Annotated in this window: 20 protein-coding genes; 8 read left to right on the forward strand and 12 right to left on the reverse strand. The window is 72.2% G+C overall.

All coding sequences use genetic code 11. The features are described from left to right. The first annotated feature begins 11 nt into the window (after positions 1-11). Positions 12-989, forward strand: coding sequence for a helix-turn-helix transcriptional regulator (locus OEIGOIKO_RS08005; RefSeq protein WP_125053216.1), 978 nt, complete (start codon positions 12-14; stop codon positions 987-989). 156 nt (positions 990-1,145) lie between these two features. Then, positions 1,146-2,132, forward strand: coding sequence for a hypothetical protein (locus OEIGOIKO_RS08010; protein WP_246177265.1), 987 nt, complete (start codon positions 1,146-1,148; stop codon positions 2,130-2,132). A 67-nt stretch (positions 2,133-2,199) separates the two neighbouring features. On the opposite strand, the gene OEIGOIKO_RS08015 is transcribed toward OEIGOIKO_RS08010, so the two are convergent. The 8 genes from OEIGOIKO_RS08015 to OEIGOIKO_RS41490 form a co-directional block, all read right to left on the reverse strand. Continuing rightward, on the reverse strand, positions 2,200-2,865 hold the full coding sequence (locus OEIGOIKO_RS08015) for a hypothetical protein (protein WP_246177266.1): 666 nt from the start codon (positions 2,863-2,865) through the stop codon (positions 2,200-2,202). A gap of 20 nt (positions 2,866-2,885) precedes the next feature. Next, complete coding sequence (locus OEIGOIKO_RS08020; protein WP_125053219.1) at positions 2,886-4,007, reverse strand: ROK family glucokinase; 1,122 nt, start codon at positions 4,005-4,007, stop codon at positions 2,886-2,888. A 350-nt stretch (positions 4,008-4,357) separates the two neighbouring features. Then, the gene (locus OEIGOIKO_RS08025) at positions 4,358-5,212 is read right to left on the reverse strand and encodes an ATP-binding cassette domain-containing protein (RefSeq protein ID WP_125058569.1); all 855 of its coding nucleotides are present in this window, start codon (positions 5,210-5,212) and stop codon (positions 4,358-4,360) included. A 224-nt stretch (positions 5,213-5,436) separates the two neighbouring features. Then, positions 5,437-6,507 carry an ABC transporter permease gene (locus tag OEIGOIKO_RS08030; protein WP_125053221.1) on the reverse strand — a complete coding sequence of 357 codons (1,071 nt, stop codon included), beginning with the start codon at positions 6,505-6,507 and terminating at the stop codon, positions 5,437-5,439. Next, positions 6,504-7,517: a sugar ABC transporter substrate-binding protein gene (locus OEIGOIKO_RS08035; RefSeq protein WP_371858897.1), complete on the reverse strand. Its 1,014-nt coding sequence runs from the start codon at positions 7,515-7,517 to the stop codon at positions 6,504-6,506. Before OEIGOIKO_RS08035 ends, OEIGOIKO_RS08030 begins: the two co-directional genes overlap by 4 nt. A gap of 488 nt (positions 7,518-8,005) precedes the next feature. Next, the gene (locus OEIGOIKO_RS08040; protein WP_125053223.1) at positions 8,006-8,779 is read right to left on the reverse strand and encodes a GntR family transcriptional regulator; all 774 of its coding nucleotides are present in this window, start codon (positions 8,777-8,779) and stop codon (positions 8,006-8,008) included. A gap of 162 nt (positions 8,780-8,941) precedes the next feature. After that, a complete protein-coding gene (locus tag OEIGOIKO_RS08045) occupies positions 8,942-9,799 on the reverse strand; it encodes a transporter substrate-binding domain-containing protein (RefSeq protein WP_125053225.1) in 858 nt (285 codons plus the stop codon). A gap of 127 nt (positions 9,800-9,926) precedes the next feature. Further along, complete coding sequence (locus tag OEIGOIKO_RS41490; protein WP_170251644.1) at positions 9,927-10,184, reverse strand: type 2 periplasmic-binding domain-containing protein; 258 nt, start codon at positions 10,182-10,184, stop codon at positions 9,927-9,929. Positions 10,185-10,568: 384 nt separating this feature from the next. Between OEIGOIKO_RS41490 and OEIGOIKO_RS41495 the strand changes: the two genes are divergently transcribed. Continuing rightward, complete coding sequence (locus OEIGOIKO_RS41495) at positions 10,569-11,030, forward strand: hypothetical protein (RefSeq protein ID WP_170251645.1); 462 nt, start codon at positions 10,569-10,571, stop codon at positions 11,028-11,030. An 85-nt stretch (positions 11,031-11,115) separates the two neighbouring features. Here OEIGOIKO_RS41495 and OEIGOIKO_RS08055 read toward each other — a convergent pair whose 3' ends face one another. The 3 genes from OEIGOIKO_RS08055 to OEIGOIKO_RS43865 all read right to left on the reverse strand — a co-directional run bounded on the left by OEIGOIKO_RS08055 (position 11,116) and on the right by OEIGOIKO_RS43865 (position 13,684). Next, entirely contained in the window at positions 11,116-12,321 is a 1,206-nt protein-coding gene (locus OEIGOIKO_RS08055; protein ID WP_125053229.1) for a cytochrome P450 family protein, read from the reverse strand. A 137-nt stretch (positions 12,322-12,458) separates the two neighbouring features. After that, entirely contained in the window at positions 12,459-13,127 is a 669-nt protein-coding gene (locus OEIGOIKO_RS08060; RefSeq protein ID WP_125053231.1) for a bifunctional 4-hydroxy-2-oxoglutarate aldolase/2-dehydro-3-deoxy-phosphogluconate aldolase, read from the reverse strand. A 164-nt stretch (positions 13,128-13,291) separates the two neighbouring features. Continuing rightward, entirely contained in the window at positions 13,292-13,684 is a 393-nt protein-coding gene (locus OEIGOIKO_RS43865) for an ROK family protein (RefSeq protein WP_371858898.1), read from the reverse strand. Positions 13,685-13,867: 183 nt separating this feature from the next. On the opposite strand from OEIGOIKO_RS43865, the gene OEIGOIKO_RS41500 reads away from it, so the two are divergent. Then, on the forward strand, positions 13,868-14,041 hold the full coding sequence (locus OEIGOIKO_RS41500) for a hypothetical protein (RefSeq protein ID WP_170251420.1): 174 nt from the start codon (positions 13,868-13,870) through the stop codon (positions 14,039-14,041). Positions 14,042-14,172: 131 nt separating this feature from the next. Here the strand turns inward: OEIGOIKO_RS41500 and OEIGOIKO_RS08070 are convergent, their stop codons facing one another. Beyond that, entirely contained in the window at positions 14,173-14,616 is a 444-nt protein-coding gene (locus OEIGOIKO_RS08070; RefSeq protein WP_125053233.1) for a ribonuclease, read from the reverse strand. A gap of 170 nt (positions 14,617-14,786) precedes the next feature. Here OEIGOIKO_RS08070 and OEIGOIKO_RS08075 point away from each other — a divergent pair, with 170 nt between their 5' ends. The 4 genes from OEIGOIKO_RS08075 (at position 14,787) to OEIGOIKO_RS08085 (ending at position 18,620) form a co-directional block, all read left to right on the forward strand. Continuing rightward, the gene (locus OEIGOIKO_RS08075) at positions 14,787-15,416 is read left to right on the forward strand and encodes a helix-turn-helix domain-containing protein (protein WP_125053235.1); all 630 of its coding nucleotides are present in this window, start codon (positions 14,787-14,789) and stop codon (positions 15,414-15,416) included. Positions 15,417-15,436: 20 nt separating this feature from the next. Continuing rightward, positions 15,437-15,613: a DUF6126 family protein gene (locus OEIGOIKO_RS41505; RefSeq protein WP_170251647.1), complete on the forward strand. Its 177-nt coding sequence runs from the start codon at positions 15,437-15,439 to the stop codon at positions 15,611-15,613. A gap of 234 nt (positions 15,614-15,847) precedes the next feature. After that, complete coding sequence (locus OEIGOIKO_RS08080; protein WP_125053237.1) at positions 15,848-17,821, forward strand: beta-N-acetylglucosaminidase domain-containing protein; 1,974 nt, start codon at positions 15,848-15,850, stop codon at positions 17,819-17,821. A 103-nt stretch (positions 17,822-17,924) separates the two neighbouring features. Beyond that, positions 17,925-18,620 (forward strand): heme oxygenase-like domain-containing protein, encoded by a 696-nt coding sequence (locus tag OEIGOIKO_RS08085; RefSeq protein ID WP_125053239.1) that lies wholly within the window; start codon positions 17,925-17,927, stop codon positions 18,618-18,620. Positions 18,621-18,773 lie beyond the last annotated feature (153 nt).

Here is an 18,773-nt window from a genome sequence, read left to right on the forward strand (position 1 = left end):
GGGCGGGCGGCGTGGGTGGGGAAAGCGGTGGCGAGCGGGGGACGACGGAGCGGGTGCTCACCCTGCTCGGGCTGTTGCAGCAGCGTCAGACCTGGACCGGGCCCGAGCTCGCCGACCGGCTCGGGGTCACCCCGCGCACAGTACGGCGGGATGTGGAGCGGCTGCGCGCGCTCGGCTATCCGGTGCATGCCGTGCAGGGGGTGGGCGGCGGCTACCGGCTCGGCCGGGGGCAGGAGCTGCCGCCGCTGCTGCTGGACGATCAGGAGGCGATCGCCACCGCGGTCTCGCTGCTCGCCGGCGCGGACGGTGCGGTGACCGGCGCCGGGGAGGCCGCCCTCCGGGCGCTGACCAAGCTCGACCAGGTGCTGCCTGCCCGGCTGCGGCACGAGGTACGGGCGCTGTCCGGCTCGGTGGAGTCCTTCGGCGGAGGCCGGACGCCGGTCGATCCCGGGGTGCTGATGACACTGGCCAGGGCCTGCCGTGACGAGGTCGAGGCCGGGTTCGGCTACGCGTCCAAGGGCGATGTGCGGCAGCGGCGGGTCGAGCCCTACCGCCTGGTCGCCTCCGACCGGCGCTGGTACCTCCTCGCCTACGACCTCGACCGCGACGACTGGCGCACCTTCCGCGTCGACCGGATGACCGACGTGTCCGCCCGGACCTGGCGCTTTCGCCCGCGCGCGGCGCCTGACGCGGCAACGTATGTGCAGGAGGGCGTGGCGAGCCGGGTCTACGCGCACCAAGCGCGCTTCCTCGTGCGCGCGCCGGCCGACACGGTGCGTGCACAGATTCCGGCGTCGGCGGCGGTGGTGCGCGGGCGCGGGGACGGGCTGTGCGAGGTGCTCAGTGGCGCCGCGAGCCTCGACGCCATGCTCTTGCACGTACTTCTGCTGGGGCACGAGTTCGAGGTGCTCGACCCTCCGGAGCTCGGCAGGCGCTGTCACGTGCTGGCGCAGAGACTTCTGGCGGCGGGGGCGACGCCCCGCCCATGACGGAGGGGCTGGCGATTTGCCCGATATCGGGCGCTATCCGGCGTACCCTCGTGTGATCGCACCCGGCCGGGCCGCGGCCCGGGGCCGCTTCGTGTGCCTGTAGCCCGTTCGCCGCCAGCCGCTGGGAGAACGCTCATCCTTCGGGTCATTCGCCAGGTGCTACCCAGCAGCCCGGAGGGTGCCGCCCTGTGGGCGCCGGCGGTTGTCGGGCTCGGTGTCGGGCTGTGGGGGATCACGGGCCCCTCCGCGTGGACCGACGAGATCGTCACCATGGATGTGGCGCGGCGGTCCGGGGCGCAGTTGGTGGAGCTGCTGGGGCGGGTGGATGCGGTGCACGGGCTGTACTACGCACTGATGCACCTGGTCGGGCGGGGTGCCGGAGTCGACGAGTTCACGATGCGGCTGCCCTCGGCGGTGGCGGTGTCCGTCGCCGCGGCAGGGCTCTCCTGGCTGGGGCAGTTGCTCGGCGGGGTGCGGCTCGGGCTGTGCGCGGGGCTGCTGCTTGCCGTTCTGCCGACCGCGTCACGGTACGCACAGGAGGCCCGCTCGTTCGCCTTTGTGATGGCGGTGGCGGTGCTGGCCACGGGTGCCTTGGTGAAGGTCCTGTCGGGCGACTGGCGGTGGTCGGGTGCCTATGCCGTGCTGATCGCGCTGCTCGGGTGGTTCAACGTGCTGGGGCTGCTGCTGGTGGCCGCGCACGCGGTCACGGTGGTTCTGCGGCGTCCCGGTCGCCTCGTAGCCGTACGTGTGGTGTCAGCGCAGGCCGCGGGTGCCACCGCCGTAGTTCCGCTGCTGGTCCTCGGGTTCTCGCAGCGCTCCGCCGTGGGTGAGGCCGCGCCGGTCACCGGCGGAACCCCGTACGACTTCCTCACCTGGCTGCTCACGCCCGGCCAGGGCACGCTGCCCGGCGCTCTGAAGCTGCTGCTCATTCCTACGGCCCTCGTCACCGTGGCTCTTCTTGCGGCCCGGCGACGCATGACTCCGTCCCTGGTCCTCGCCGTCGGCGTGCCGTGGCTGGTCGTGCCTCCGCTGGTTCTTCTGGTCGCGTCTCTCGCCGAGCCGCTGTTCGCCGCCCGGGCCGGCCTGGCACCGGCTTACCGGCGCGGCGTGCACGGTCTGGAGATCGTTCTGTATCGACGGTGACCGGACGCACTGGTCCGAGCCGCTGCGGCGGCCGTCGAACGCCCCGCCCGCCCCGCCCGTACGGCGCTCAGCGTTCGAAGCGGACCGTCGAGACGACGTAGACCACGGGCTGGCCCGGTTCGTCGAAGTTGACCGTGATGTTCTGGCTCGGGTGGGGGTCCTCGGCCTTGAGGGAGGTGCCGGCCCACTGGCCGCCGCTGAGGTCCCAGCCGACCTTCGCCGCCTGCGCGCCGGTGATGGTGATCTCGCCGTCCTTGAGGGCGTCGCGGCTGGTGCCGATCCACTTCAGGTAGTGGTCCAGGCCCCAGTCGTTGGTGCGGAACTGGACGTACAGGGAGCTGCGGTGCCAGGCGTTCGACTCGTAGTAGTAGACCGGTGTGGCACCGGTCGGGACCGGGACGTTGTAGATGCGCTGCTGCACCTTGGAGGGGTAGTCGTTGTAGAGGCCGGTGGAGGCCGCTTCCTCCTCCTTGCTCTGGCCGCTGTCCCGGCTCTGCTCGGCGGAGATGACGATGTAGCCCGCCGGAATGGCGATCAGCAGGAAGATCACCAGCGCGGTGAGCCAGCGGCGGCGCCGGCTCGGCCGGGGGGCGGCGGACGCGCCGGCCGAGGGCGCGGGCGGGGGGCCCGACGGGGGACCGCCCGGCGGCCCGGTCGGCGGCTCCGGAGGCTCAGGCGTCTCGCGCGCCGTCCGGCCCGCCCCGGGCGAGGCCGGATCGTGTTCCTCGGTCATGGGTGGGGTGTCCAGCTCCGTCATCGCCGGCCCGATCGTTCGTACCTCTCATAGCGTTCCACGCGCCGGCGGTTGGCGCGCCGGAAGCGGCGGGCCACCAGGCGTGCCAGGTCGGCGGCGCCGACCATGCCGGCCTCGGGGCCCAGCTGTGCCTTGGCGATACGGGCCTCGGGGCGGTAGCCGCGGCCGGTCAGGGTGCGCCGGAAGGCGTCCCGGGCCGGGCCGATCAGCAGGTCGTCGGCGGCGCTGACGCCGCCGCCGATCACGAAGCAGGAAGGATCCAGCGCGGCGGCCAGATTGGCGATGCCGACGCCCAGCCACTGCCCGATGTCCTGGAGGAGTTCGACGCACATGGCGTCGCCCTCGCGGGCCAGCTCGGTGATCAGCGGGCCGGTGATGTCGGTGACGCGGCCGCCGACCCGGTCGATGATGTTGTACGCGACCGGGGAGTCCGCGGCGGCCAGCTCGCGGGCCTCGCGGACCAGGGCGTTGCCGGAGCTGTACTGCTCCCAGCAGCCGCGGTTGCCGCACGGGCAGCGGTGCCCGGCCGGCACCACCTGCATATGGCCGAACTCGCCGGCCACCCCGTACTTGCCGCGCTTGACCGCGCCGTCCTCCAGGATCGCGCCGCCGATGCCGGTACCGAGCGTGATCATCACGAGGTGGTCCTCGCCGCGGCCCGCGCCGAAACGCCACTCGGCCCAGGCGGCCGTGTTGGCGTCGTTGTCGACCATGACGGGGACCGCCAAGCGGCCCGCGAGGCGGTCCCGCAGCGGCTCGTTGCGCCAGTTCAGGTGGGGTGCGAAGAGGACGGTGCTGCGTTCGGCGTCGACCCAGCCGGCCGCGCCGATGCCCACCGCGTGCACATCGTGCCGGTCGGAGAGGTCCAGCACCAGTTCGGTGATGACGTCCTCGACGACCTTGGGGCTCTTGGACTTGTCGGGCGTCTCGGTACGGACCTTCTCCAGGATCATGCCGTCCGCGTCGACGACGCCGGCCATCACCTTCGTCCCGCCGATGTCGATGCCGACGGTCGGCACGCGCGGCGCGCTCAGGTGGGAGCGCCGCTCGCGGGTGCCCACCGTGCGCAGCACGGTCGCTCTGGCGGATCCTCGGTGCACCCGGTCCCGGTACGTGCTCATCGACCCACCTCTTCGCCGTTGCGGTGGCGGCGGCTGCGTGCTCGCAAGAGTCGTCTCGTCCCTGCGGGTGTCGGGAGGCCGGGGCCTCGGGCGTGCGTGGTCCGGTGTCGTGCTCGTGCGGTGCCGTACGCGTACGGGTCCCGCTCGTACGGTGCCGTACGCATACGGGTCCCGCTCGTACGGTGCCGTACGCATACGGGCGCTCGCGGGGCCGGGCCCCGAGGGCGCGCGGTGGCCGTGCCGGCGGCGGTGACGTGCACGGTCCGGTGCGATTGTGCCCTAACAGCGGTACCCGGCGCATGGCGGCGCGGGCCCTTCGGAACCCGCGCCACCGCCCGTGGCCGCCCCGCTCAGTGCGTGGGGTGGCCGCCGAGGTGGCTGGGCTCGGGCGCGCGGGCCAGCTCGTGGCTGAGCTGTTCCAGCTCGCTGCCGCCCGCCATCTGGCGCGTCAGCTCGTCCAGGGCGATCTCCGACCTGGTGTGGCGGCCGGCCATCGTCCCGCGCTTGAGGAGGACGAAACGGTTGCCCACGAGGTAGGCGTGGTGCGGATTGTGGGTGATCAACACCACGCCGAGCCCGGCGTCCCGCGCGGCCGCGACGTACTTCAGGACGACGCCGGACTGCTTGACGCCGAGCGCCGCCGTGGGCTCGTCCAGGACCAGCACCTTCGCGCCGAAGTAGACAGCGCGGGCGATGGCCACGCACTGCCGCTCGCCGCCGGAGAGGGTGCCGATGGGCTGGTCCACGTCGCGCAGGTCGATGCCCATGCGCAGCAGCTCGGCGCGGGTGGTCTCGCGCATCAGCTGGACGTCGAGCCGCTTGAAGGGGCCGACGCCCTTGGTGGGCTCGGAGCCGAGGAAGAAGTTGCGCCAGACCGGCATCAGGGGGACGACGGCCAGGTCCTGGTAGACGGTGGCGATCCCGCGGTCCAGCGCCTCGCGCGGGGAGGACAGCCGGGTCTCCTCGCCCTCGATCGCGAAGCGGCCCGCGTCGTGCTGGTGCAGCCCCGCGATGATCTTGATGAGGGTGGACTTGCCCGCGCCGTTGTCACCGAGCACGCAGGTGATCTCCCCCGCGTGCACCTCCAGCGAGACACCTTCCAGGGCCTTGACGTTGCCGTAGAACTTGCTGACGTCCGCCAGCTCCACGAGGGGCGGGGCGGTGTCGGCGGCCGACGGGGCGTCGGTGGCCGGTGGGGCGTCCATGGCGGGTGAGGCGTCCGTGGCGGGCGAGGCGCCGGCCGCGGGCTTGTCGGGGGCTTCGTCCGGGGTTCTGCTCAAGGGTTCGCCCGGGTTGTCACCCGGATCACTGTCCCGCGCCTCGTCCGGATTCTTGTCCCGCGCCTCGTCCGGATCCCTGTCCGGCGCTTCGCCCGGATCCCTGTCCGGCGCCTCACCCGGAATCCCGCCCGGAGCTTTGTCCGGATTGCTCATTTCGTCGCCTCCGCGCGCTTGCGGACCCATGCGTTCAGGAGCGTGGCCAGCAGCAGCATCGCTCCGAGGAAGAACTTGTACCAGTCCGGGTTCCACTGGGCGTACACGATGCCCTTGCTGGCCATGCCGAAGATGAAGGCGCCGACGGCCGCGCCGATCGCCGAGCCGTAGCCGCCGGTCATCAGGCAGCCGCCGACCGCGGCGGCGATGATGTAGAGGAACTCGTTGCCGACGCCGTCGCCGGACTGGATCGCGTCGTACGAGAACAGCAGGTGCTGCCCGGAGATCCAGGCCGCCAGCGCGACCCCCATGTACAGGCCGATCTTGGTCTTGGTGACCGGGACGCCGACCGCCCGCGCGGCGTCGGAGCCACCGCCCACCGCGAAGATCCAGTTGCCGACGCGGGTGCGCAGCAGGACCCAGGTGGCGAGCGCGACCAGGCCGATCCACCACAGGATGGTGACCTGGATGTCCACCCCGCCGACGCTCAGATGGGAGGCGAAGAGCGCCCGGGCCGAGTCGAAGCCCTCCATGTCGGCGATGGACTTCGTCGAGACGGTGCCGCTGATCAGCTTGGTGAAGCCGAGGTTGAGGCCGGTCAGCATGAAGAACGTACCGAGCGTGATGATGAAGCTGGGCAGCTTGGTACGGGTCAGCAGGAAGCCGTTGAAGACTCCGATGGCCAGGGTGACCAGCAAGGACACCCCGACGCCGACCCACACGTTCGCGGTCATCTGATAGCTGAACATCGACGAGACCAGCGCCGAGCTGACGACCATGACACCGGCCGACAGGTCGAACTCACCGCCGATCATCAGCAGCGCCACCGGCACGGCCATGATGCCGATCGTGGACGACGCGTACAGCACGGTGGAGAGGCTGGACGCCTGCAGGAACGTGTCGGCGGCGAAGGAGAAGAAGAGGAAGACGGCCGCGGCGCCGACCACCGCGCCCAGCTCGGGACGGCTCATCAGGCGGCGCGCCGGTGAACGGTGCACCAGACGCTCGTCCGACCCCTTGCCGCCCCGCGGTCCGCTGTCCTTCACGGGGGTCTCCGCGGTGCTCATCGGGTCCCCCGCTTCGTGTACTCCTGCAGGGCCGCCGCGTCCTTCTTGGTGATCACCTGGGGGCCGGTGAAGACCGGCTTGCCGCCACCGAGGACGTCGGCGTTGTACTTGTAGAGCCACAGCAGGTCGACGGCCTGGTAGCCCTGGAGGTACGGCTGCTGGTCGACGGCGAAGCCGAGCGAGCCGTCCTTCAGACCGTCGGCGACCTTGGCGTTCAGGTCGAAGGTGTCGATCTCGGCGTCGCTGCCGGCCTGCTCCTTGGCCTTGACGGCGGTCGGCGCGAACGGCGCGCCCAGCGTCACCACGGAGTCGATGCCGCGGTCCGACTGGAGCTTGGCCTCGATGGTGGACTGGACGTCGGGCATGTTGGTGCCCTCCACGTACAGCTTCTGCATCTCGCCCTTGAACGTCTTCCGCGCGCCGTCGCAGCGCTGCTCGTGGCCGACGTTGCCCTGCTCGTGCAGGACGCACAGCGCCTTCTTGCGGCCCCGCTCGTTCAGCTCCTCGCCGACGGCCTCGCCGGCCACCGTCTCGTCCTGGCCGATGTGGGTCAGGGCGCCGTAGGCCTTGGACGCCTCGGCGCCGGAATTCACGGTGATCACCGGAATGCCGGCCTTCTCGGCCCGGGCGACCACGTCCTTCATGGCGTCGGGCTTGGCCAGCGTGACGATCAGCCCGTCCACCTTCTGGTCGATGTAGGACTGCACCAGCTGGCTCTGCCGCTGCGCCTCCTTGTCGTGCCCGTAGACGAACTTGATGTTGTCCTTGTCGGCGGCCTGCCGGGCGCCGTTCTGCACGATGTCCCAGAAAGTGTCGCCGTCGCCCGAGTGGGTGACCATGGCAAAGGTCCACCTCGGGGTGTTGACGGCCGCCTTGCCGCCCGCGGTCTGGGCGGCGCGCGCTTCCTCGGCGCGCTTGCCGCCGGTGCTGCTGCACCCCGCCAGGGACGCGGCGAGCACCGCTGCCAGCACCGCGGTCACCGCGCGTACCCCTGTCCGAACCCTTGCCACGAGGTCGAGCCCTTCTCGTTGCTGTTGCTGCTGCTGTCACTGTGCGCCCGGGGCGCTGTGCCGGGTTTGGGCCGAAAATGATCGGTCCCGGCCGCCCAAGTATCCGTTACGCCTGTTCCGCGTGGGGTCATCGGGTCCCGCGCCCCGGGTACTCCGGCGGCCCGGGGCGGTCAGCGCCGGATCACCGGGAGCCGGGCCTGGCGGACACGGACGGTCCGGGGCTCGCCGGTGGTACGGGCCGTGCGCGCGGTACGCCTCATGGGGCCGCCCTCTCTCCCGTGCCGCCCGACGGCGGCTGGAGGAGTTCTAGCGGCGCGCACCGAGCCCCGTCAATGCTTTGTCAGAACATTCTTACCCGGCGTGGTCCGGGCGGCCGGTTTTCCGGCGTGCGGCACAGCGGCAGCTCAGGGCCGTACGAGGTATCGGACCTCCGGCACGCGGCGCGCTCAAGGCCGTACGAGATACCGCCTCTCCGGCGCGCGGCGCACTCAGGGCCGTACGAGCAGCTGGAACTCGAAGGCGTACCGCGAGGCGCGGTAGACGTGTGAGCCGAATTCGACCGCGCGGCCCGTGTCGTCGAAGGTCGTACGCTGCATCGTCAGCAGGGGCGCGCCCTCGGGCTCGCCGAGGCGCTCCCCCTCCCCGGCCGTCGCGGCGCGCGCGCCGACGGACTGACGGGCGCTGTGCAGGGTGATGCCGGCCGCCCGCATCAGGCGGTACAGGCCGGTCTCCTCCAACCGCTCGGTGCTGAGATCGATCAGCCCGGCGGGGAGATGGTTGCGCAGGTGGGCGACGGGCTCACCGTGGGTGAACCGCAGCCGCTCGACGAGCGCCACCTCGGCGCCCTCCGCGACCCCGAGCGCGGCGGCGACCTCGGCCGTGGCCTCGGTCGTGGTGTTCAGCAGCACGCGGGTGGCGGGCTTCTGCCCGGCGGCCTCCAGGTCGTCGTAGAGGCTGCTCAGCTCCAGCGGGCGCTTGACCTGGCTGTGCACGACCTGCGTACCGATGCCGCGGCGCCGTACCAGCAGCCCCTTGTCCACCAGCGACTGGATGGCCTGGCGGACCGTCGGCCGGGACAGCCCGAGGCGTCCGGCCAGCTCGATCTCGTTGCCGAGCAGGCTGCCGGGGGCCAGCTTGCCGGTCTCGATCGCCGCTTCCAGCTGCTGGGACAGCTGGAAGTACAGCGGGACCGGGCTGCTCCGGTCCACGCTGAACCGGACGGGGCTCTCGGCGCCCTTGGAGTCTGTATCGCGTTTCCCCACGGGCGGGAGCGTATCCGGCCGCGAAGATGACGGGAAGTCCAGAGGTCACATTGTCCGGACAATCACGTCCGGTGCTGGTACGTACCAGCACTTTCAGCCACTGTTATCACCCCTGTCACCTCTGTCACCACCTCTGTCACCATCACCACCACCGTCTTCCCCTCACTTCGCCATCCAGGCGTCCTCGTACTTCCTGTACGTGCCGTCGTGCTTCGCCAGGTGGACCCACTGGTCCACGTACGCCTTGAACGGGAAGTCGGCGCGCGGTACGGCGTATGCCTTCTCGGAGAAAGTGAAGGGCCGGTCGGGATGGACCGCGCACAGCTCAGGGTGGATCTTGGACTGGTAGCGGGTCTCGCTCGCGTCGGTCATCATCACGTCCGCCCGGCCCGCGATGATCTCGTCGAAAATGGTGGTGTTGTCGGGGTGCGGCTTGATGGTCGCGCGCTTGATGACGGAACGGGCGAACTGTTCGTTGGTGCCGCCCGGGTTGACGACGACGGTGACGCCGGGGCGGTCGATCTCGTCCAGCGTCCGGTACGTGTCCCGGTCCGCGCAGCGGACGATGGGGGTCTTCCCGTCCGTGCGGACAGGCTCACTGAAGGCCGCCTTCCGGGCACGCGGCAGAGTGATCGACACGCCGCCCATGGCGATGTCGCAGCGCCCCGCCGCCAGATCGTCGACCAGCTTCGCCCAGGTCGTGGGCACGTACTTGGGCTCGGCGTCCAGACTCCGGGCCAGGTCGCGGGCCATCGAGATGTCCACGCCGCGGTACGCCCCGGACGCGGGGTCGCGGTGGGTGAAGGGGCGGTAGTCGCCGGTGGTGCAGACGCGGAGGACACCGCGACGGGGAATGATGTCGAGGAGGGAGGCGGGGACGGGAGCGGGGTGCTGCGTGGGGTGCGCGGCGGTGGCCGGCCGGTCCGGGTGGGTGGTCCGGGCCACCGGAGCGGTCGTCGGTGCGGCCGTGGTGAGGGCGAGGACGCAGGTCAGGACGGAGAGGATTACAGCGCGGCGCATGGGGCGGCTCCTGTACGCGGCGGGGGCGTGGGCGACGGGCGGAAACAGGCGGAACGGGCCGTCAGCGTGGCAGAGGGCCGGACGGGAGTGAAGGGCGCGACCGGCTGGTGGGACGACTCCCCGGCCCTCACCCCGCCTCGGCGGCCCAGTGCTCACGGGCGATGCCGGGGTGGGCGGTGAGCGCCGCGGCCGGGCTCCGGTCCTTGTGCCGTACGAGGTGGACGCCGAGCGCGGGCCGACAGGTCCACGGCGGCACGGCCACCTCGCCGCGCGCCACCTCGCCGCGCGCCGCCCCGTCCGCCACCGCGACGGCGGGCAGCAGCGCCACACCGGGATCGGCAGCGGCGCAGCGCTTGAGGGCCTCCACGCTCAGTAAGTCCGTCACGGCCGGCCGGGCCCCGCCGACCGCAACTCCCGGCCCATCAGCTCGCACTGGGCGCAGGTGTGGTTCATCAGCAGGAATGTCCGCGTGGCCAGGTCGGCGGTACGGACGCGGGCGGCGCGTTCGCGGCCGTCGCGGCGCTGACCGCGCTCTTCGTCCCGGGTGGTGCGCGCCTGCGGCCCGGCGGGCGGGTGCGGCGGGCACGTCCGGTCGATGCGCCCAGCGACATGCCTTCACGCTCGCAACCGTGACCGAACTGTCCGCGCCGTAGTCGGCTTGGCCGCATTTCACCCTGTGTGCCGGACTGCCGCGTGGCGAGGGTGGGAAGCCTGTGCCGGTCGCGCACGGTCATCGCTCGACGCGCTCCGTGAGAGAGGACGTCCGTTGATGGCTCCGCTCCCGGTCCAGCCCGGCACATACAAGATCCACGCGCACGTCATCGGCCCCAGCAGTCTGCTGACGGCCACCAAGTACGCCGTCAAGCACGGCACCCCCGTCATCACCGACCGCTCCAACCCGCTCCCGATCGAGCAGGAATGGATCACCGACCGCTCCGAGGCCGGGCAGGAGACCCAGGCCGGCTCGCCGTACGTGATCCACCTCGCCTACCAGCCTGCCGCGGGCATCGTCGTGCCCGAGGACGAGGTCTACGTCAACAGCGTGCCGCGTCCCGAGTGGGCGCGGTTCACCTTCGAGGCGGTCCTCGGCGGCGTCAAGATCCTGTCGGACAAGGGGCTCGCCCTGCGTGCCGGGCACCGTGGCGCGCAGCCCGAACTCGTGACGCCGGAGCCCGAGTTCCAGGAGACCTGGACGCTGGAGTACCCGGGCCCGATCGAGACGACGGAGTAGTCACGCCGGTGCGGAGCCCGCGGCTCAGCGCGGGCCCCGCACCTCGCCGTGCCGCGCTTCCAACCGGCCGGCCGGCCGTACCGTTCTAGCGCCAGCGCACCGGCAGTTGCTGGGGTCCGCGGATCGTCATGCCCGGCCGCCAGGTCAGCGCGTCGTGGCCGGCGTCCAGTGCCAGGCCGGGGCAGCGCTCCAGGAGGGTGCGGACCGCGATACGGCCTTCCATACGGGCCAGTGGGGCGCCGAGGCAGAAGTGGATGCCGTGGCCGAAGGCGACGTGGCCCCGCGTCTCGCGGGTGATGTCGAAGGTGTCGGGGGCCTCGAAGCGTTCGGCGTCGCGGCCGGCCGCCGCCAGGCCGACGATCACGATGTCCCCGGCCGGGACGACCGTGCCGCCGATCTCGACGGGCTCGGTGGCGAACCGCCAGGTGGCGTTCTCCACGGGGCCGTCGTAGCGCAGCATCTCCTCCACCGCGTTGTCGAGGAGGGAGAAGCCGTCGCGCAGGGCGGCCAGTTGCGCGGGGTGCCGGAGCAGCGCGCGTACGCCGTTGGAGATCAGGTTGACGGTGGTCTCGTGGCCGGCCACCAGGAGCAGGAAGGCCATGCCGAGGAGTTCCTGCTGGGAGAGCTGGTCGCCGTCCTCGTCGCTCGTGCGCACCAGAGCGCTCAGCAGGTCCTCGCCCGGCGACCGCCGCTTGGCCTCGATCAGGCCGTCCAGGTACGCGGCCATGTCGCGGGCGGCGGCCATCGCCGCCTCGTGGCTGGTCGGTGAGACCAGTTCGTTGGACCAGACGCGGAAGGTCTCCCGCTCGATGTCGGGTACGCCGAGCAGTTCGCAGATGACGGTCATCGGGAGCGGGAAGGCGAGCGCTTCGACGAGGTCGGCGCGGCCGTCGGGGGCGGCCAGCATGGTGTCCAGGAGTTCGTCGGTGATCTGCTGGACGCGCGGGCGCAGCGCCTCGACGCGGCGGGTGGTGAACTCGCGGGCCACCAGCTTGCGCAGGCGGGTGTGCTGCGGCTGGTCGGCGTCGAGCATGTTCATCAGGCGCCACTCGGCGTCCTCGTCGGGGCTCAGGAGGGGAGCGGCGGAGCGGGTCCAGTCCTTGGCGAGGCGGGGGTCGGCCAGTGCGGCCCGCACCTCCTCGTAACCGACCACGAGCCATACGTCCATGGCGTCGGCCTCGGCGACGCGGACCCGGTGGACCGGGCCCTGGGCGCGCAGCTTGGCGTAGTACGGGTGGGGGTCGGCGACGAAATCCGGGCCATATGCGTTCAGGTCGATGATTTCCGGCATGGTCTGTCCGCCCCTCGTAGACGTTTTCGTCACCGTACGTTCACGGGGGACGGGCGGCATCGGCCCCACGGAGGAGCCGGGGGCCCCGGCATCCTCCGTACGGAGTGCTTCGCCTGCGGTACTGCCGCGGGCGGGCCTCAGACTTCGTAGAGGCCCGGCGTCCCCGGCCCGGCGGACGGCTGCGGCGCGGCGTCGGCGAGGCGGGCGAGCAGGTCGGCGGCGCGCTTGGCGACCGTCTCGCGGTCGCCTTCCGAGAGCGCCGTGCCCATGCCCACGGCCACCGCGCCGGCGGCTATCCACTCGGGCGCGGTCTCGACCGTCACCCCGCCGGTGGGCAGCACCGGCGCCTGCGGCAGGGCGGCGCGTACGTCACGGAGCCAGTCCGGGCGGTGCGCGGAGGCGGGGAAGAGCTTGAGCGCGTCGGCGCCGAGCTCCAGGGCGCGCACCATCTCGGTGGGGGTGGCGACGCCCGGGAAGACCGGTACGCCGTAGCGGTGGCCGGTGCGGATGACCTCGGCGTCGAGGCTGGGCGAGACCAGGAAGCGGGCGCCGGCGTCCACCGCCATCCGCGCCGAGACGGCGTCCAGGACCGTGCCGGCGCCGATGACGGCGTCGTTGCCCAGCTCGCGGCTGAGGGTGGTGACCGCCTCCAGCGCGAACGGCGTGGTCAGCGATATCTCCAGGCTGGTGATCCCGGCGGACAGCAGGGTGTCAGCGGTGGCGCTGGCCTCGTCGTAGGTCTCGCTGCGCACGACGGCGAAAACACGCTGCGCCAGAGCGGCCCGGGTGATCTCCCAGCGGTACACGGCAGTTCGCCGCCTTCCTTAGTCTCCATCGCCAAACCCGTCGCGGTACGCCCGCGGAACGGCCGGGCACACGGCGTCTCCTGGGCCGTGCAGCGTCGCAGGTGACCACACCTCCCGGTCCCTTTGCCACCGTTGCCCGCCCATTCGTCGTTTCTACCGAAACGCTACCGGGGACCACTGACAATCCTCTCGCGGGGGTACGTCCCGGTGCCCACCGAACGCCGGGAACCGGCCCGGCGGCAGGGCCGCGGCACCCACGGTGACGGCTTCGGGGCCGAGCTGCCCCGGTTCGATGACGGTGCGCGTGAAGGGGCGGCGGAGCGCGTACGCTGCCGCGGCGGCCCGTACGGAGGGCAGCAGCCGGGTGCCAGGAGCAGTCCGGCCCCCGCCCGCTCGCGCCCCGTCCGCCCCGTCTCCCACCACCGTTCCGGCAGCGCCTGGGCGCCGACGTACGCCTCCAGGCAGCCGCGCGCCCCGCAGCGGCACTGGCGCCCGCCGACCCGCATCGCGAGGTGCCCCCACTCGCCCGCGCTGCTGGCGGCACCGCGGTACGGCATGCCGTCGGACACCACCAGGCGCCGGGGCCGATAGGCGTGATGACGTCGGGGCCAATGAGCGTGATGACGGCGTTGTCCGCGCCGCGTCCGGCGCCGAACCTCATCTCGGCGCGGCCCAGCGCCTTGGCGCCGTTGTCGAGGAACAGCGGCAGGCCGGTGAGGGGCGGGCCGCAGGCGCGCAGCATGGCTTGCAGCGGCACGGCGTCCCAGCCGACGGTCTGGCCGTGCACGACAGCGCCGTCGTCCGAGCCGACCACGCCCGCCTCCTCCACCAGCCCCTGGGCGGCCGGTTCGCCCACGCCGTTGCTGATCGCGGAGCACCGGGCCCGGGACCGGGGCGAGGGCAGCGGCGGCTGAACGGGCGACGGCGGAGGCCGGGACACCGCCCCGGCCTCCGCCGCGCCGACCGGCTGATCGTTTCAGCAGCTGTCGGCTGATCGTTTCCGCAGCCACTGACCGATCACGTCGGCACCTGCCGGCCGATCGTTTCAGCAGCTCCGGTCGACCAGGTCGAACGACTTGTAGTGGTCGGCGGTGTAGTAGTCCTCGTTCTTCTTCTCACCGGTCACGATGCGCCGGGCTCCGCGGTCCGGGGAGCCCGGCGTCTTCACGGTGTACTCGTGGTAGTAGCCGCTCTGCTGCTTGGGGAGGATGCCCTCCCGGTTGCTGAAGACCGTGCCGTCCTTCGGGTACGGGAAGGGGCCGCCCTTGGCGATCAGGCCCAGCGTGTCGTGGGCCTGCGAGGGAAGCTTCGAGTAGCAGATGTCGCCGACCGCGTTGATGTGCGCGGCCGGGCGGACGGTGGCCGTGTGCGCCACGGGGGCGGCGGCCGTCGTGGTGGGTGTGGCTGCGATGGCGGGCCCGCCGACGAGGAGGGCCGACGCGAGGGCGCCGACGGCGCCTAACCGGGTGATGCGTGGGGGGATCTTCATGGACCCAGCATGACGCGCGTAGACAGGTACCTGTCAATGCCAAGGAGCGGATGTTTCCCATGAGTTCACCGGAAACCACCCGGCCGAGCGAGCGGAACGCCCGGAAATGATCCACTTGCCTGTGAGGCAAAACTTTTGCCCGAGAGGCGAAACCTGGCTATACCGGGTACATGAGCGACACCGCTGCCGAGCCCGCCACCGGCGAACTGCCCGAGGACCTGCCCTCCGTCGCGCCCCGGCTGCGCGAGCTGCGGCGCCGTACCGGCCTCACGCTGGAGACCGCCGCCCGGCGGGTAGGCCTGTCGCCCGCGCACCTGTCGCGGCTGGAGACCAACCAGCGCCAGCCGTCGCTGCCGATGCTGCTCGCCCTGGCACGTATGTACGGAACAACGGTATCCGATCTGCTGGGCGAGACGGCGCCGGAACGGGACCCGGTCATCCGGGCCGGCCGCGCCGAGCCGTCCGAGGCGGGCGGCTGGACGTACTGGACCCTGGGCGGCGCAGGACGGGCCATGCAGGCGCTGCGGGTGCATGTGCCGCAGCGCGCGCAGGGCGACCTGGTGCGGGTGCACCCGGGCGAGGAGTGGCTCTACGTCCTCAAGGGGCGGCTGCGGCTCACGCTCGGCGAGACGGCCCACGTCCTCGACCCCGGTGACGCCGCCCACTTCGACTCGCTGACCCCGCACCGCATCGCCGCCGCCACCCGAGGCGGCACGGAGCTGCTGTTCGTCCACACGCTGCTGCAGAGCGGCGCGGCCGAGCTGTGCCTCGGCGACACCGCTCCGCGCCGCGGCCTGTGACCGAGGAAGGAACCTCTGCCATGTCCGACGACCCGACCCCCCAGGCCGTCCCCGAAACCGCCCCCGCCCCCGCGCGCAAGTACGTGGAGAACAAGCCGCCGCGCGGCGTCTACGTGCGCGTCTTCATCTACGTCGTGGCCACCCATGTCCTGCTGGCCTTCATGAGCATCATCTTCATCATCGCGAAGAACCGCTGAGGCGCCGCCGCCCGGATCTTCGAACGGGACGCCATCGCCCGGGCCACCGGGCGGGACGCCACCGACGTCCTGCCGGCACACCCCCGGTGCACACCGGGGCCCCATCGGAACATCCCTCCACCCGGCGCAAAAGTCCATTGTCCTCCGCCCGCCACGGGTGAACCCTGCTGTCGCTCGCAGCGCACGCACCACGGCAGATCCGCGCACCTCGTGGCACCGAGGAGGACTCGAAGGATGCACCGTACGCGCACCGTGGCCACCGCCGCCCTCGCCCTGGCCCTGGCCGCCGTCCCGCTGACCGGCCCGCCCGCCGGGGCCGCCGGTCAGCGGGACGGCGGCGGACGGGACAGACCGCCGTCCGCCGGGCCTGCCATCAGCCCGGCACCGCAGTCCGTCCGCGCCCTCGGCGGCCGGGTCACCATCACCCCGACCGTCACGGTCGTCGCCGGCCCGAAGGCCGACGGACCGGCGCTGGAGGTCGTCGAACGGTCACTGAAGCGAGCCGGCGCCGACCGGGTCGTACGGGCCGGGAAGGCGGGCCACGGCCTGACCGTGTACGTGGACGGCCCGGGCGCCGACCGCACCCTGGCGGACCTCGGCGCGCGCGGCACCGCCGGGCTGCCCGCCGAGGGGTACGCCCTCGCCGTCGGTGACGGCCGGATCGCCTTGGCCGGCGCGGACGCCACCGGCACGTACTACGCCGCCCAGTCACTGCGCCAGCTCCTCCCGCACCGCGACCGCCCCGGCGCCCGCATACGCGGCACCGCCGTACGCGACTGGCCCGCCACCCCGCTGCGCGGCGTCATCGAGGGTTTCTACGGCACCCCCTGGTCGCACGCCGCGCGCCTGGACCAGCTCGACTTCTACGGCGCGCACAAGATGAACACGTACGTCTACTCGCCGAAGGACGACCCGTACCTGCGAGAGAAGTGGCGCTCCCCCTACCCGGCGGAGCAGCTCGCGCAGATCAAGGAACTGGTCGACCGCGCGCGGGCCCGGCACGTCGAGTTCAGCTACGCGCTCTCCCCCGGCCTGTCCGTCTGCTACAGCTCGGACGCCGATCTCAAGGCGCTGACCGGCAAGTTCCAGACGCTGTGGGACATCGGCGTACGGACCTTCGCGGTGCCGCTGGACGACATCAGCTACACGGACTGGAACTGCGCCGCCGACAGAGAGCGGTTCGGCACCGGCGGAGGCGCCGCCGGAAGCGCCCAGGCACACCTCCTCAACCGGGTGAACCGCGAGTTCATCGCCGCCCACCGGGACGCGGGGGCGCAGCCGCTCCAGATGGTGCCGACCGAGTACTACGACGTGAAGGCGACGCCCTACAAGGCGGCGATGAAGGAACAGCTCGACCCGGACGTGCTCGTGGAGTGGACCGGTGTGGGGGTCATCGCGCCGGTGATGACCGTCGCCCAGGCAGACGCGGCCCGGCAGGTCTTCGGGCACCCGATCCTGACCTGGGACAACTACCCCGTCAACGACTACGTGACGAATCGGCTGCTGCTCGGGCCCTTCAGCGGGCGTGCGAAGGGGCTGCCCGGGCGGCTGGCGGGGATCACCGCCAACCCCATGATCCAGCCCGCCGCCTCCAAGATCGCCCTGTTCACGGTCGCCGACTACGCGTGGAACGACGGCGCCTACGACGCCCGCACCTCCTGGGCTGCGGCGCTCAAGGAACTCTCCGGCGGCTCCGCACGCACCGAACGGGCCCTGCGCGCCTTCGCCGACGCCCACTACGGCTCCGCCCTCAACCCTCAGCAGTCCCCCGAACTGGCCGCCGCCGTACGCCGTTTCTGGGCCGGCGGGAGCGCGAAGGCCCTGGACGCGGCCCTGCGCACGCTCCAGCGCGCACCGGGAGTGCTACGCGACTCCCTCCCCGACCGCGGCTTCGTCGCCGACAGCGGGCCCTGGCTCGACGCGACCGCCGCGTGGGGCGGCGCCGCCCGCACGGCGCTGCGCATGGTCCAGGCGTCGCGCGCGGGTGACGACGCGACGGCCCAGCGGCTGCGGACCCGGCTCGCGGCACAGGTCGCGGACGCGAAGTCGTACGTCTATGTCGACATGAACGGCAAGCGCGTGCCCGTCCTCGTCGCCAACGGTGTGATCGACACCTTCGTCACGGACGCCCTCGCCGAACAGGACGGCGGCAAGCGCGGCACAGCCACCCGGCAGGGCCGTACGCAGGGCGGCGCGCCCCTCCGCTGACCGGCGGGCCTCCCCGGTGCGGGCCGCGTGGCGCCCTAGACTCTCCGGTACGTACGCGCCCCGGCAGGTCCATCCACCAGCCCGCACGCGGGGAGGCACGATCATGACCGGTGAGAACGACGCGGCCGCTCCGCAGCGGCCGGGAGCGCCCACCGCCGACGGCATCCTGGACGCCGCGGTGCGCGGACTGGCGCCCGGCGCGGCGGACAATCCGCTGGTGGCGCGGATCGCCGCGGGCGAGGCGCCGCGCGAGGTGTTCACCGTGCTCGCCCTGGAACAGCACCAGATCATCACCACCGACCGGGGCAGCTTCCGCCACCTGGCGCGGCGCGCCGACGGCGACCCGCCGGTGGCGGCCTTCTTCGAGGCGCTGGCCGAGGGCGAGTCGATGGCGCTCGGCGCGCTGAGCGGGCTGGAGGAAGCCTGCGGTCTCGACGCCGACGCGCTACGGGAGTACGAGCCGCGGGCCGGGTGTCAGACGTACCCGTCGTACGTGGCGCGGCTGGCGCTGGAGGCGGAGCCCGCCGACGTGGTGATCGCGCTGTCCGCCAACTTCGCGGCCTGGGGCGGGTACTGCGCCACCGTCGCGCACGCCCTGCGCACCCGCTACGCCTTTCCCGAAGCGGCGTGCGCCTTCTTCGACTTCTTCGCCGAACCCGCCTCGGAACTCGCCGCCCTGGCCCACGACGCGGTACGGCACGGTCTCGGCACCTCGCGGGTCACACCCCGCCTCGCGCACCGGCACGGCCGGCTGCTCCAGGAGTACGAGCTGATGTTCTGGACGGCGCTCGCGGAATGACCGCCCCCCCACGCGGCACATCACGACACCGGAAGACAACGAGCTTCATTTTTTCCCCAACACCCCTTAGCACCAGCCATTTTCCCTGTCACAATGACCGCTCATGTCCACCGGTCACCGGTCACCCATGACCGGTGACCGGCCATGGGTCAT

Source organism: Streptomyces paromomycinus (assembly GCF_003865155.1).
Taxonomy (GTDB): Bacteria; Actinomycetota; Actinomycetes; order Streptomycetales; family Streptomycetaceae; genus Streptomyces; species Streptomyces chrestomyceticus.